Below are 14,045 nucleotides of genomic sequence, written 5' to 3'. Positions count from 1 at the left end.
CGTCGGCCTTCTCCACGTCCCCATGAATCGGCGGTTGCATCAGCGGGATATCAATCGCAGGCAGGTCTGAACGCGTTCTGGGCCGGCGATAAAGATGCTTGCTCACATGGATATCCTCCGGTTCCGTCACGCACTTTGCGGGCATGGGTTTAGGGAAATCAGACACCTGTTGACTTGGGTTGGCTACTGTCAGATTTAACAGGTAGACATGGAATTGTGACGCTGCGCCGTCCATCGCCACCTGTTAATTCTGACAGTAGCCAATGCTGATACGTGGGTGTTTGATGGCGAAAACGATGTGTGGATATCCCCCTCACCGCTTTGTTCGGGAGAAAGGACATGAGCACCGAAAGCGCCAAGACCCCGGCAGTCCAACCGAAACAACTTGCGCACTTAGCGATACCCGGTATGCCGACCAATGTTGACGGATATGACGGGGGTATTCCTGTCTGGCTGATGGAGAAAGGTCTTACAGTTCGGGTGGACAATAGCTGGTTTGCAAATGCTGACGATGTTATTCAGATCGTCCGGATGCCAGGCATGGAGGAGCTCGCCAGCACGAAAGTGAAGCCGGGGGAAGAAAACAGACAGAGCTTTTTCTTTTCCATTCCCGAAGAAAAACTGCCTGACGGAGAGGTACGCCTGGGTTATGTCGTGAACTTCAAGGGCGGAACAGACTATCAACCGTCCTATCCCTTGAGTGTCTTGGTCAAAAAGAACCTGCCTGCGGGCGAAGACAATAATCAGCTCGAACCGGGTCACTCAGAACTCACCTTCACTCTTTCAACCCTTGAGGTGAATCCACCCAATGCAGCAAAAGGGGTCAGTGTGATCGTTGATCCTTACCCGAATATGCATCCACGGGATCGTATCTACTTAAAATGGGGTGACGTGACTATCGGGCAACAAATTTCCGGCGTTGGACAAGCGACTCTGATCCTCGTTAACAACGCTCAGTTAATCGAAGCCGGAAACAGTGATGGCCTGCTGGTCAGCTTTTATGTTGTGGATGTAGTGGGTAACGCTTCCACCTCCCGATCCAAATACATCCCAGTGCGAGTGGATCTCGGCAGTGCGCAACACGATGGTCCGTTTATCCAATCTGAAGATCAGTCGGGCTTTATCGATATCGAACGACTAGCAGGTGAAAACTTGAAAGTCGGCATGTACACACCCGCGAACGTCGGCCGAATCGGTGATTGGTACGTCTTTACCGTTAAGGCTTACCCGCCATTGGGTGGCAAGGTGGTTCACCGACGAATCGAAACGATCACCCGCGCCGGTACGGCGACCTATCACGACGTGCCTTACAGCAAAGTCCGTGCGGCAGCCGGAGGAGCGGTAGAAATCAGCTGCGAATTGATCCGGGCAGACGACCTGGTCAATCAGGTATCCAAAAAGACCTTTTCTGAGGTAGTGGGGCCAGTTGCCCGCTTGGAGGCACCTTATTTCGAAAAGTACCCGGAGGATATCGTCATCATCGAGAGGGAACTCGTCCTGAACATTCCGTGGTACGCATGGCGCAAACCTACAGACAGGCTCACGTTGATCCTGCGTTACGTGAAGTCACTCAACGAAATTATTCTTTTTAGCGTGACCAAGTCAGTCGGCACGTTCTGGGCCGATGGGGCGCCGGTTCATTGGGTGATCAACGGGACGGATATTGAGCAGTTCGCCGGCTACGCCCCTGATCTCTACTTTGTGTACGAATCCGGATCGGCCTCCAACAGGGCCCGTTCCGTTGACTTGAACGAGTCACTGCGCCGTAGCGTGCGAATACTGCAAGGTTCCTGACCGCCGTATTCGCGTGCGGACCGCCTGTCGCTACCTGTTAACAATGACAGTAGTCGAGTTCCTCTTTGACTGTCTTTGATATCCCCAAGTGCAGGAACATTTCCTGTGAAGCGTGACCACTTTCTATCTGGAGAAAGCCATGCCTACCAAAAACAGCAAGCCTGCCCCAAAAGCCAAAAGCAAAAAGGCATCGCCAATCAAACCCAAGTTTCTCGACACTCTTCGGATTCCTGGAATGTCTCCGGCGTTCGCGGGCTATGACGGCGGCATTCCCCTCTGGCTGCTGAACAGAGGCCTGACCGTGACGGTGGATAAAAATTGGCCAGCCAACCCTGGCGACGTAATCCAGGTGCTTAACATAGTGGGGATGACGGTACTCGCAGATAAAACGCTGAAGCCCGGAGAAGAAGCGCACAACAGTTTCTCTTTTGCCATTTTGGACAGCGAACTTCCGGAAGGAGATCTGATACTGGGGTACAAGGTACTTTATGCGGGCGGCCCGTCTAATGACCTTTCTTATCCGTTGACACTGATGGTCAAACGAACACTCCCCGGCGGCGTAGATCGGGACATTATTACCCCTGGTCATTCCGAACTACATTTCAGCATATCCGATACAGAGATCAGGGAGATTCAAGCCGGGCGAGGAGTAATCATCACCATTCAGCCTTACCCGAATATGGATCCATTGGATCGTATCGAATGCCAGGTGGGTAGCTACTTAGTTCCCGCCCAGCAGGTGGCCGGTGTTGGCCTGCCGACCGAGATAAAACTCAACCGCGATCAAATTATCCTGATTGGGAATGGTAAGGATCGATTGGTGAGCTTCCAGGTTGTCGACGCAGTCCGTAACGTCTCCACCCCCCGCTCAGCCAACATCAAAATCCTGGTCGACATAGGCAGCGCCAATCTTGCTGCGCCTATCTTCGCGACCCAACAATTCCCAGGCATGATCGACCTTGAGATGCTCAATGGTGAGCCTCTGCATATGCAGTTGTTCACTTATAGTTTTGAGGGGAAATTGGGCAACACGTATTTTGCGACTTACAGGGGGTACCCGAAGCTGGGGGGGGTGGTACTGCATCAGCAATACATCGAGATCGAAGCCGTCAACAGGCCCCATGACTTTTTCGTGCCCAATGACAAAGTGCGCGCCATTGCTGGAGGCAAAGCGGAGATCAGTTTCATCTTGTTGGACGGTCTCGATATCTTGAACTACTCGAGAATCGCCTCCGCTGCCGTTCAGGACGCGATCATTCGACTGCAACCACCTTTTTTTACGCGATACCCCACCCATGTCGTCAACCCTATCCCTACGGGTGGCGCCGCCGTTGAAATTCCTTGGTACGCATGGCGCAGGCCCACCGACAAGATCATGTTGCTCATGCGTTACGTGATACCAGGTAGCAATGAACTTATTCTCTACGACGACCTGTTCACCGTAGGGTCGGTGCCTGTAGGTGTGCCGATCAGACGACTGATTCCACACGAAGCGCTCTTGAAGTTCAACGGCACCACGCCCGACCTGTATTACGTGTATGAACCCGAAAACATACTGGCACGCAGCACATCACTAAACGAATCACTACGCCAGGACGTACAGATTGGCGCATTGAAAAAAAGGAAATGAACCCGCTGCGTTTTCGCTGAGCCCACCCGCTCCTCTTTTGGAGGTTCGACAATGTCCCGTAAAACCAAAAAACAGACCGGCAGCCCACTCAATGACTACGATCTGGGCCCTTTGTTGATCAGCGGTATAGAGCCCCCTCTTGAAGGGGATACCGAGTCTGACGGTGCCCTAGGCGCACGGCATGTCGAACATAATCTGGAGGTGCTGCTCTTGGCGTTCCCGGGGATTGTTGTAGACACCGAGATCTACCTGATTTGGAACAACCCTAACGCGCCGGTGGATTATCTGATCATTCAACAAGAGAACGTGGGTAATCGGTTTTTCAGCCTGATGGTAGATAAAGAGCAAATCTTGCCGGAGTGGGCTGAGGTCTATTGCCTCATCAGGCGTCCTAGCGGCAACCAATCCAAGACCAAGCCGCTTAAGCTCAGAGTGAAACGCAGTCGTCCTGGTTACCCTGACCCGAATCCGGATGCCGAAGGCAACCAGGGTCTGGTATTTTTCCTGCCCCCCGACCTGGAAGCCGGCAGCCATGTGGATATGGCCAGGGCAGATCGGGGTGTAGTGCTTGAAATCCAGCCTTGGGAAAACATGGCCCCGTGGGACCGCTGCCTCATAGCTTGGGGCATCACAATTGTCGAGTATGTGGTGAAAGCTATTGAGGTAGGACGCTCATTTGAAATGCTCATTTCCCCCGAGATCATCAAAGAGAACCCTCACTACGTAAACATGCCGGTCGCGATGCAAATCAAGGACGTGGGCGGTAACTACCCGGCTGATCCCAACTCCAAATCGAATTGGTCAGAGATACAACGGGTAGAAGTCAATCTCGGGCTCTTGCGGCCACGCCCTCCGTTCCTTAAGCAAGCCGGGGAAATCGTTGAACTTGATGAGTTGGGTGGTGCCGCGCAAATCGTCCAGATATTTATCGATAATGATTATTTCGAGCGCGACGATAAAATTTCTTTTGAATGGGAAGGCCGAGATATTCAAAACGTGCCCTTTTTCCACAGCGAGCAGAGAGATGTCAACCTGACTAACTTCATCGAAGACTTCGATGTGCCCAACGAAATGGTCAGGGCAATAGCCGGTGGTACCGCGATCATGTACTACAACCTCTACAAGTCCAGGGATAATGAATGGCTGCCGTCAAGAAAAGTACGGATACGGGTGAATGGCGAAGTCATTGAGTGGCCGGCGCCCAGCATCGTAGAAGCACCCGGTGGAGAGTTGGATCCGAATTCAGCCGCCACCGTTAAATATCTCGCACAGGATGGCTGGACTTCCGCCACAAAAATTCGAATTGTATGGGCCGCCCATTCAGTCAATTTTTCCGAAGAGTTTTTCCTGGGGCCTATCCCGGACAATAAGCAACTTTCATTTACCGTCCCAAGTACCGAAGTCCGGCGATTTAACACATTGCCTGTCGAAGTGTATTACGAACGCATCGACCTTCTGCCGCATCGTCAATCACAACGCCTTCAGCTTCAAGTGGGCGCACCGACAGCAACACTGCCGGCGGTGAGGGTCGAAAGCGCTTCGGGCAATTATCTGGATCCGGCTAACATCGGTACGCACGTGCTGATTACCCTACCACTGACCGACAGTCTGGAAAATGATGTTATTAAATTGGATTGGGACGGCGACGCCGTAAGTACCTCCGTTCAGATTACGCTGGCTAAAGACCAACAAGGAAAAGCACTGGACATCTCAATCGCGCGCAGTTTTGTCGTTGACAATCTGGGGCAGTCCGTGAGAATCAAATACAGTTTAAGCAGAAATAATGTCCCCAGACGTTTTTCACCTATTTCCGTTTTCCTTATTCGCGCGAGCCTTGACCATATTACTAATTTCCGCAACAGCAACATTAATGGCTGGAGTTACGGGCCAGCACTTTCCGACATTCGCGACAGGACGTTCAGGGTCTATGGAAGTTACACAGTCTTCCATAACTACACTTATCCACGGTCCGACAAAAGTGGCGTGCTTTTCAGTCAGCAGTTCAAAAACCTGATCCCAGGCCAACGATATGAATTCAGTATGAAAGTCAGACGATTTGATGGGCGCTATAGTTTTCCGTCACTTTCTCTAAGTACCTCGCAAGGAACGCTCACAGCAGCGACAAGAATTAGTGACATGGTAAATTTTCAGACACTCATTGGAACGGTAACTGCCAACAGCGCAGCACTCACGCTCTATATAAACAGCCACAATTCGTCTAGTGATGGTAACGACTACGAAATCGGGGAAATCCGCTTCCGGCTGATTTAGCACAACACGTTTTCTGTCAATACCCATTAACCCGAAAGCCGACCCTGACAGGAGTTACCAGCATGTCTAAAGTCATTACCAATAACCACCAGTCAACAGCTGAGTTGGGTGACCTTTACATTCCCAGGCTCCACCCGGCGGCCGCCGGTGAAGTAGGTGTCGACGGTAAACTGGGCCTAAGAAATATCGAAACAACTCAGGTTGTCTATGTAAAGACCGGCGCGCACACAGTACCCGGCCAACTGCTCGAACTGTTCGGCAACAACCCCATTCTTCCGGTCGCTCATACCTTTGTCATGGCCGCAGATACTCAGCGTGAATGGCTACCGATCCTCCTTCCGGCAGACAGTATCACGCCTAACTGGATCAGCCCGCTGGTGTGTCGGATTAACGCATCGGGCGCTTCTACCCTCCCCCTGCGCTTGCGAGTTGACTTTAACCGTCCGGGTGGCCGTGACTACGATTCCAGGCCGGGCCACCAAGGACTGATTATCCATCTCCCGGATGATGTGCTGGTAAACGGCGTCAGTGAAGCCAGGGCTCGCGAGAATATCGAAATCACGCTGATGCGCTACCTCTACGCGGCACCTGGAGACGAGGTGCTGCTGTGCTGGGGGGATCAACAAGTCACCTTTTTAATCACCGAGGCTAACCTGAATCCAGAGATCAACATTGTAGTGCCATACGCGACAGTCATGGCCGCTCGCGACAGCCTGGAACTGAACGTGAGGCTCCAGGTACGCGGACATACCGGCAACTCTACTGACCCGGCTGCACGCTGGTCTGCAGCCAGCAAAGTGTTGGCGTATGTACAGCGCGACATTCTGAGAGAGCCTTACAGCACAGCGGTTGACCCGCAAACCGGAATCATCGATCTGGACAAACTGGCAGGTAAACCCGTTACCGCGTCGGTGTTTGCGACACCGGATTATTTCGAGGAGAAAGACACCCTGGAGTTTTTTTTCAAGGCTACCGATGCTCAGGGAAAAATTTCCATACACAGCGAAGAACGCACCGTGGAAAGGTTTAACGCGATCTATGACTTCATTATCCCTCCCGAGTTTATGGCGGGGCTGGGCCAAGGTCATGCCAAGTTGTCCTACGCGCTGCACAAGAACATCGGCTCAACGACGATGTATTCACAAGCTGCCTACGCGAGTATCCATGGCGCATCGGTTGAGTGGCCGGCGCCTTATGTGATCGACACTATGCCCTTCGCTGAAATACGCCCTGTCCTCAGAGATGGGCAGGCCTATGTGCCTTACCAGACCAGTTGGAAACCGTGGGACCTGGTTACGTTGGTCTGGCTTCTGCCTGACCGGGACGGAACCGTGGAGTACCGTTTCACCCGCAGTGCAGGTGAGCGCCCGGAGAACAACGTCATTGAGTTCGTACTCCCTGCGGCCGAAATCAAGCGATTTGAGGGACGCCCGTCCGAAATGCATTACGAGGTCAACGCAACGGATGGGCGACTGCTTGGCGAGTCTGCGCGCAAAAACCTGCTGATGGGGACTCCTTGGGAGGCGATGCTCGCTCCGGTAGTCGGCAAGGTTGCCGGTTATCACCTTGATCCGGACCTGGTGCCGGATGGCGCTTGGGTGACCATCCCCAACCCTCCTGTTGGCCAGCATGTTCGTTTGCATTGGTTCGGCCCGGTTAACCGTATTGCAATGCTGACATATGTTTCGACCCCCGGAGATGTGCGAATCAAAGTGCCCGCACAGTACGTATTGGATAACCTCAATCGCATCGTGAAAGTGTATTGGGAGGTCAACCATAACGGCACTCCGACGCGCTATTCGAGCGTGTTGACGCTTCGCATTGCACGCCGAGGCACTTCCGGGTTTGAGGACGTAGGGTGAAGAGGCGGACTGTGCCAACTCCAAGGCTGCCTGATTGGTTTTCAATCTTTACATCGGAGGTTTAACGATGCTTCGTACTCCAAAAAAAAATGTCGGAGGTACTGCCGACGAAAGACCGTCCGAGCTGTACTTCCCGAATTTGGGCACGCCTATCAAGGAAGACACTGAGACTGACAAGTGCATTGGTCTGCGGCATGTCGAGCATGATCTTACGCCGGTACTTTTTCATGGGCACACGTTCGCACTCGACACAGAGATATTCCTGTACTGGAACAGCCCGACGCCAGAGGATTTCCTGGTTATCGACGAAGGCAATGTGTATGAGCCGATGTATATCCTGAACATAGCCAAAGAAAACATTTTGCCGGGTCGGGCCACTGCGTACTGCACCATTTGGGAGCCTGGCAAAAGCCCCGTAGACACCGACAGCACCAGGATTCGGATCAAGCTTAATCGCCCCGGTAATGAAGACCCGGACCCGGATAAAAAGGGCCACCAAGGACTGGTATTTTTTATTCCCGAAGACCTCGAAGCAGGTGCGGTGATAGACGCTGAGAGGGCCAAGCGCGGGGTGGTTCTGGATGTCCAGCCTTACGAAAACATGGCCGAGTTTGATACCTGCCGAATTGCGTGGGGTTCTCGTTCGATCAGTCACGTGGTGATGCCCAGGGAAGTCGGCAGGGGGTTCCAGATAACGGTGACCAACGATGTCATCCATGCTGCGGGCAGCGATCCTTTCCTGCCCATCGCAATGCAGGTCATCGATGCCGTCGGCAACTATCCGGTCTTCGATCCTGAATCGGACGCTAATTGGTCGCCGCCGAATTGGGTCAATGTAAACCTCGGTACACGCTTGCTTGAGGCACCATTTCTTGAGCAGCCGGGTGACGTTATCGACTTGAAGCGGCTCGGGGCCGCACCGCAGAAGATCAAACTGTTTCTTCATCCAGAGGTGTTCGACATAGGCGATAGAGTACGCCTGGACTGGGACGGCCGGGACGCAGAGAACTTTCCAGTGCCGTACAGTGATGAGAAAACCGTCGAGCGCACCACTAGCTTTATGGAATTCGATATTCCGAATGAAAGAGTCCGGGCACTGGGGGGAGGAGCCGCCTTGTTGTCCTGCAGCCTTCATCGGCTGAAAACCAACGATATGCTTGTTTCGATGAAAGCCCGAGTGACTGTACGCGGGGCTGCCGGTCCCTGGCAGGCACCCCAGGTCCAAGAGGCCACGGCAGGCTACCTGGACCCGGCTATTGCCAAAGCCACGGTGACCCTGATCGCTCCCGACGGGTGGGAAGACTCCACTCAGATCAGGCTCGTTTGGGTGGGCGGCTCAGTGGCCTACATCCAGGAGTACACGCTGGCAACGATCCCGACAGATCGCATCCTCGTATTCACGGTCGACGGCGAACACATCAAGCGCTTCAATACTCTGCTCACCGAGCTGTATTACGTACGCGCGGACCGGCCATCCAGCCGTGAGTCGTTGCGCATGCAAATACAGGTAGGCAAGCCCGGCGGCGCGCTGCCTCAGGCGCGGGTTGAAAGCGCTGATGCCGAGCAACAGGTGATGGTGACTCTGCCATTCACCGAAACTGAGCCCGGAGACATCGTGACATTACAGTGGATCAGTGACGAATCGAGAACGACAGTACCCAACACACTGGACTCGGAAACCGCTGGCCGGGCACTGTATGCGCCGATCGACATCGGCAACCTTAAGGACGGAGATATCGTACGGGTGTATTACAGCCTCAGGCGAGGTGGTCAACCCACCCGTTACTCGAAGCTGCTTGTGTGGGTAATGGGCCTTGACGGCAACGGTTGATTGGGTCAGTTGCCGAATTGGAGGCAGTCCGTTGATTTTGGTCATACACGAAGGCAGGCGTACTCAGCCGACTACCCACCATTTCGGCAACAACTGACGCACCCGCCCTTCCCCAAACCGATCATCCATCAACATCACCACTCCCCGATCGTGCTGGCTGCGGATCACCCTGCCCGCCGCCTGCACCACCTTTTGAATACCGGGATACAGGTACGTGTAGTCGTACCCCGCGCCAAAAATCGCGGCCATCCGCAGCTTCATCTGCTCGTTCACCGGGTTGAGTTGCGGCAGCCCCAGGGTGGCGATAAACGCGCCGATCAAGCGTGCTCCGGGTAAGTCGATGCCTTCTCCGAAAGCACCACCGAGTACGGCAAAGCCGATCCCCTGGCTGTGTTCGGTGAACTGGTCGAGAAACGCCTGTCGCTCGGTTTCGGCCATGCCCCGCGATTGCTGCCACAGGGTGATGTGCGGGTGTCGTTCGGCGAGCAGTTGAGCCACCTGCTGCAGGTAATCGAAGCTTGAAAAAAACGCCAGGTAGTTACCCGGTTGCTGTCCGAACTGGCGGGCTATCAGCTCGACAATGGGGGCCAGCGAGGCCTCGCGATGCACGTAGCGGGTGGAAATTTCATCGATAATCCGCACCTGCAATTGCTCGGCCTTGAACGGTGATTCCACATCGATCCAGGCAGTGTCCGTCGGCAGGCCGAGCAGGTCGGCGTAATAGTGCCGAGGGCTAAGGGTCGCCGAAAACAGCACGCTGCTGCGGGCGGCGGTGAGCCGGGGGCGGATGAATTCGGCGGGCACCACGTTGCGCAGGCACAGGGTGGAACTGCTGCGTTTGCCGCCGAGCTGACGTTTGTGGATGTCGAAGATGAAGTGTTCATTGAGCAGCTCGGCGACTTTGGCAAATTGCAGCGCTTCAAAGTAGAAAGCTTGCAGGTCACCGCTGAGGGCTTCGGGGTGGTCGTTGAAGTAATCGCCCAGGGCGCTGGTGCACAGGCTCAAGGCCTGGAGCAGCTTTTCCGGGCGCGCGGCGTAGGCCTGGTACGGCGCGAGCTGGTCTTTGTGAAGGGCATTCCATTCGCGATTGAGGCGCTGCAAGGGTTTCTTCAGGGGCTCGGGCGCAGTGTCGCGCAGGCTCTTGAGGCTGTACTGGTCGAGGCTTGCGCTGTACATGGAGCGTGCGCGTTCTACCAGGTTATGGGCTTCGTCCACCAGCACCGCGACGCGCCATTGGTTGAGTTGGGCCAGGCCGAAGAGCATGGCGCCGAAGTCGAAATAGTAGTTGTAGTCGGCGACGATCAAGTCGGCCCAGCGTGCCATTTCCTGGCTGAGGTAATAAGGGCATACGTCATGGGCCAGGGCGACCGCGCGCAGGTTGCGCTGGTCGAGCAGGCTTACCTTGGAGGCGGCAATGCGCGCGGCGGGCAAACGGTCGTAGAAACCCTTGGCCAAGGGGCATGAGTCGCCATGGCAGGCTTTGTCCAGGTGTTCGCAGGCTTTGTCCCGAGCCACCAGTTCGAGCACACGCAGTTGCAAGCCGGGGCTGCTGGTGAACAGCACCTGCGATGCGTCGAGGGCAAGTTTGCGGCCCGGGGTCTTGGCGGTGAGGAAGTACACCTTGTCCAATTGCTGCGGCGCAAAGGCCTTGAACAGCGGGAAGATCGTGCCGATGGTCTTGCCGATGCCAGTGGGCGCCTGGGCCATCAGGCAGCGCCCGGTGCTGGCGGCTTTGTATACCGTCTCGGCTAACGTGCGTTGGCCGGGGCGAAAGTCAGCATGGGGGAAACTCAAGGCTTGCGCGGCGGTGTTACGCGCTTCGCGGTGCTGCATTTCCTGTTGAGCCCAGCCGAGGAACAGCGTGCATTGCTGGTTGAAGAACCTCTCCAGATCAGGCGCGTGGAAGCGTTGATTGAGCAGGGTCTCGCCCTCGCCGACGATATCGAAGTACACCAGCGCCAGGTCGATTTCCGTCAACCCTAGCTTCTGGCACATCAGCCAGCCGTACACCTTGACCTGGGCCCAGTGCAATTGCCGGTGGTTGGCGGGCTGGGCATCAAGGTTGCCGCGGTAGGTTTTGACTTCTTCCAGGCGATTGGCATCGGGGTCGTAGCCATCTGCCCTGCCCCGTACCTTGAGTTGTTGGTACTCGCCTTCCAGTGCTACTTCGTTTTGGTAGTGCGCACTGCGGCGCGACGCGACTGTGCGGTGGCCCACGATACCTTCCTGGGCGCTGGGTGACGGGGTAAAGCGCAGGTCCAGGTCGCCGACCTTGGCCGTGAACTCACACAATGCGCGCACGGCCACGTTGTAGCTCAAGCCGGTTGCTCCGCCCAGCGCACGTAGCAGACGGTGACCGGCATCTGGTTCTCGCCACAGAACTCCAGCCAGCGCAGTTGGTTGTCCTGCAGACGGTCGCCCGGACCTTTGACTTCGATCATGCGGTAGGACTTTTGCGCAGGCCAGAACTGGATCAGGTCCGGCATGCCCGCGCGGTTGGCGCGGATGTCCAGGAGCAGGCGTTCAAACCAGTAGCGCAGGTGTTCGGCGGGCAAGCACTCCAGGGCCTGCTCTAACAGGTCTTCACTGAGCAGATTCCAGAATACGAAGGGCGATTGAATGCCCCACTTGACGGCGTAGCGCTGGCGAATGAGGGCCTTGTACCGATCATCCTGCAGTTGCTCGAAACACGCGGCGAACAGTGGGGCGCGGCGCTGGTGGAAGTCTTCGCTGTGCAAGTCGGCCGGGCCACGCTGGAACGGGTGGAAAAACGCTCCCGGCAGCGGTGCGAAGATCGCGTCCCAGCACAGCAACCCGAACAGCGAATTGATCAGGCCGTTTTCCACGTAATGCACCGGCGCATCGGGCGCGCTCAAATGAGCCTGGACGCAGTACTCCACCGACATCAAGGGTTCCGGCAGTGCCAGTTCCAGGTCCAGGCGCATGACTTCCCGTGGTCTGAGCCTGGGCAGCTTGGGCTCACCCAGCTTGCGACGCAGGCGCGGCATGACGCGCAGCAGGTGTTGCTGTTCGGCGGCACTTTCCGGTGCCTGTTGCGCGGCACTCGCCAGAACCAAGGCCTGGGCGTAGTCCTCCTGGCGCTCCAGCACGCGGATCAATCGCGCACGGGCGCCGGGGTAGGCGCAGGCACGGTAGATTTGCTCGGCCAAGGCCAACTCGGCGCTGCGCTCACAATACTGCCCCATCTGGAACAGCAGCTTGGCCCGGCGTTTTTCCAGCCAGGGGTTGTCGGTCGTCAGCGTGGCCACTTGCGCCAGCACGTCGTGCAGCGCGGTGCCGGTTTCAAACGCGTGCTGGCATTGGTGCAGGAACAGCACGCCGTGCACGTCGTCACGGCTGCGCAAACCCCGGGATTCAGCGCAGAACGCCACTTTTTCGTAGGTGTAGATGCCGAGGTCTGCCAGCACGAATTCCGACCAGTCCTGGTGCAGATTGCCGAAGAACATCAAGCGCAGCCGGTCACACAAGTCCATCACGGTGAGGCTGTACAGCGGTTCGGCAAGCTGCGGGCACCACTGGGCAAAGCTGCGGGTTTCACTGAACTGCGCTGCCAGCCCCTCAAGCCAGTCGGCCTTCTTGCCTTTGGGTTGGTCGATCCACGGCTTGAACGTGCTGAGGATTTCGCCTTTTTGCAGCAAGGCGAACACCTCTTCAAAGGCCAACAGGCATTGATCGTCAACCCAACCCAATTGCCGCAATGGCGTTGCAGCCGCGTGGGTACAACCGACCTCCTGATAGCTGAGTTTCCCCGCGCGAAAGTGCACGCCCTTGCGCATTACCATGCGCACTAACAACGCCTGGGACGGCTGCGGCAAGCTGTCGAATTGCTGAATGAAATGCTGTTCGTCAGGGTCCAGCAGATCGGCATAGCGCTGCCCCAGCCATTGCAGGACCTGGCGGAAGTTGTGCAGGTAATAGAGCGGGTCGTCGAGGGGGTTGGTCATGGCGCAAGCGAGTCAAATACTGGTTATGCATACAGAGTGCCGGTCCCGATGCTCTGTTGCAATCGGTAATAGATAAATGGCTCACGCAACTTTTTGTATAAAAGTGATCAGATGGTGGAGTCGATGGCGTAACATTTGCGGCCCGCAGCCGCACGCTGCGGGACTTTTCAGGGTTAAGGTAAGGGTTATGAACATGAAGAATTTGGGTCTGCCACTGGTTGCACTCACATTTCTGGTATTGGCCGGTTGCGCGACGCAAACCGTAGTGACATTGCAAAATGGCACGCAGTATTTGACCAAAGACACCCCAAACGCCAAGACCGCCGATGGTTTTTATGAGTTCACCGACATCGCTGGCAAACGCGTTCGTGTCAAAGCCGCCGATGTGGCGACGGTGCGCAAGGAAAAGTGAAGTGGTTCTTCAGTCGATATCTTTATTGACTGAGCCACCGCCATCGGGGGCAAGCCCCCTCCCACAGGGTTGACCGCGTTCCAATTTGACCAATAGCGTCCGCTGCCCACTGATGCGCAAGGAAGACTGATTCTCCGCTGCCAACATTGATCAATTGTGGGAGGGGGCTTGCTCCCGATGGCGATCTTCCAGTCAACATCTCCATTGACTGAGCCACCGCCATCGGGGGCAAGCCCCCTCCCACAGGGTTGACCGCGTTCCAATTTGACCAATAGCGTCC

The 14,045-nt window shown here is 55.7% G+C and carries 8 protein-coding genes; 6 read left to right on the top strand and 2 right to left on the bottom strand.

Annotated elements, in window-relative coordinates:
• Positions 1-339 precede the first annotated feature (339 nt).
• From BW43_RS09895 to BW43_RS09915, 5 genes are all read left to right on the top strand, one after another.
• Positions 340-1,794: a hypothetical protein gene (locus tag BW43_RS09895; protein ID WP_155989976.1), complete on the top strand. Its 1,455-nt coding sequence runs from the start codon at positions 340-342 to the stop codon at positions 1,792-1,794.
• A gap of 139 nt (positions 1,795-1,933) precedes the next feature.
• The gene (locus BW43_RS09900; RefSeq protein WP_032888457.1) at positions 1,934-3,424 is read left to right on the top strand and encodes a hypothetical protein; all 1,491 of its coding nucleotides are present in this window, start codon (positions 1,934-1,936) and stop codon (positions 3,422-3,424) included.
• A gap of 51 nt (positions 3,425-3,475) precedes the next feature.
• Complete coding sequence (locus BW43_RS09905) at positions 3,476-5,695, top strand: hypothetical protein (protein WP_032888455.1); 2,220 nt, start codon at positions 3,476-3,478, stop codon at positions 5,693-5,695.
• Between the two features lie 62 nt (positions 5,696-5,757).
• A complete protein-coding gene (locus BW43_RS09910; protein ID WP_032888453.1) occupies positions 5,758-7,557 on the top strand; it encodes a hypothetical protein in 1,800 nt (599 codons plus the stop codon).
• A 67-nt stretch (positions 7,558-7,624) separates the two neighbouring features.
• On the top strand, positions 7,625-9,388 hold the full coding sequence (locus BW43_RS09915) for a hypothetical protein (RefSeq protein WP_032888451.1): 1,764 nt from the start codon (positions 7,625-7,627) through the stop codon (positions 9,386-9,388).
• Positions 9,389-9,451: 63 nt separating this feature from the next.
• On the opposite strand, the gene BW43_RS09920 is transcribed toward BW43_RS09915, so the two are convergent.
• Entirely contained in the window at positions 9,452-11,707 is a 2,256-nt protein-coding gene (locus BW43_RS09920; RefSeq protein WP_032888450.1) for an ATP-dependent DNA helicase, read from the bottom strand.
• A complete protein-coding gene (locus tag BW43_RS09925; RefSeq protein ID WP_032888448.1) occupies positions 11,704-13,353 on the bottom strand; it encodes a VRR-NUC domain-containing protein in 1,650 nt (549 codons plus the stop codon). Before BW43_RS09925 ends, BW43_RS09920 begins: the two co-directional genes overlap by 4 nt.
• 187 nt (positions 13,354-13,540) lie before the next feature.
• On the opposite strand from BW43_RS09925, the gene BW43_RS09930 reads away from it, so the two are divergent.
• The gene (locus BW43_RS09930) at positions 13,541-13,765 is read left to right on the top strand and encodes a YgdI/YgdR family lipoprotein (RefSeq protein WP_032888446.1); all 225 of its coding nucleotides are present in this window, start codon (positions 13,541-13,543) and stop codon (positions 13,763-13,765) included.
• Positions 13,766-14,045: the final 280 nt, after the last annotated feature.

This window comes from Pseudomonas sp. RIT357 (assembly GCF_000632245.1).
In the GTDB taxonomy this organism is placed as follows: Bacteria; Pseudomonadota; Gammaproteobacteria; order Pseudomonadales; family Pseudomonadaceae; genus Aquipseudomonas; species Aquipseudomonas sivasensis.
The sequence above is the reverse complement of the archived record's forward strand: the minus strand, read 5'-3'. Positions and strand labels throughout refer to the sequence as shown.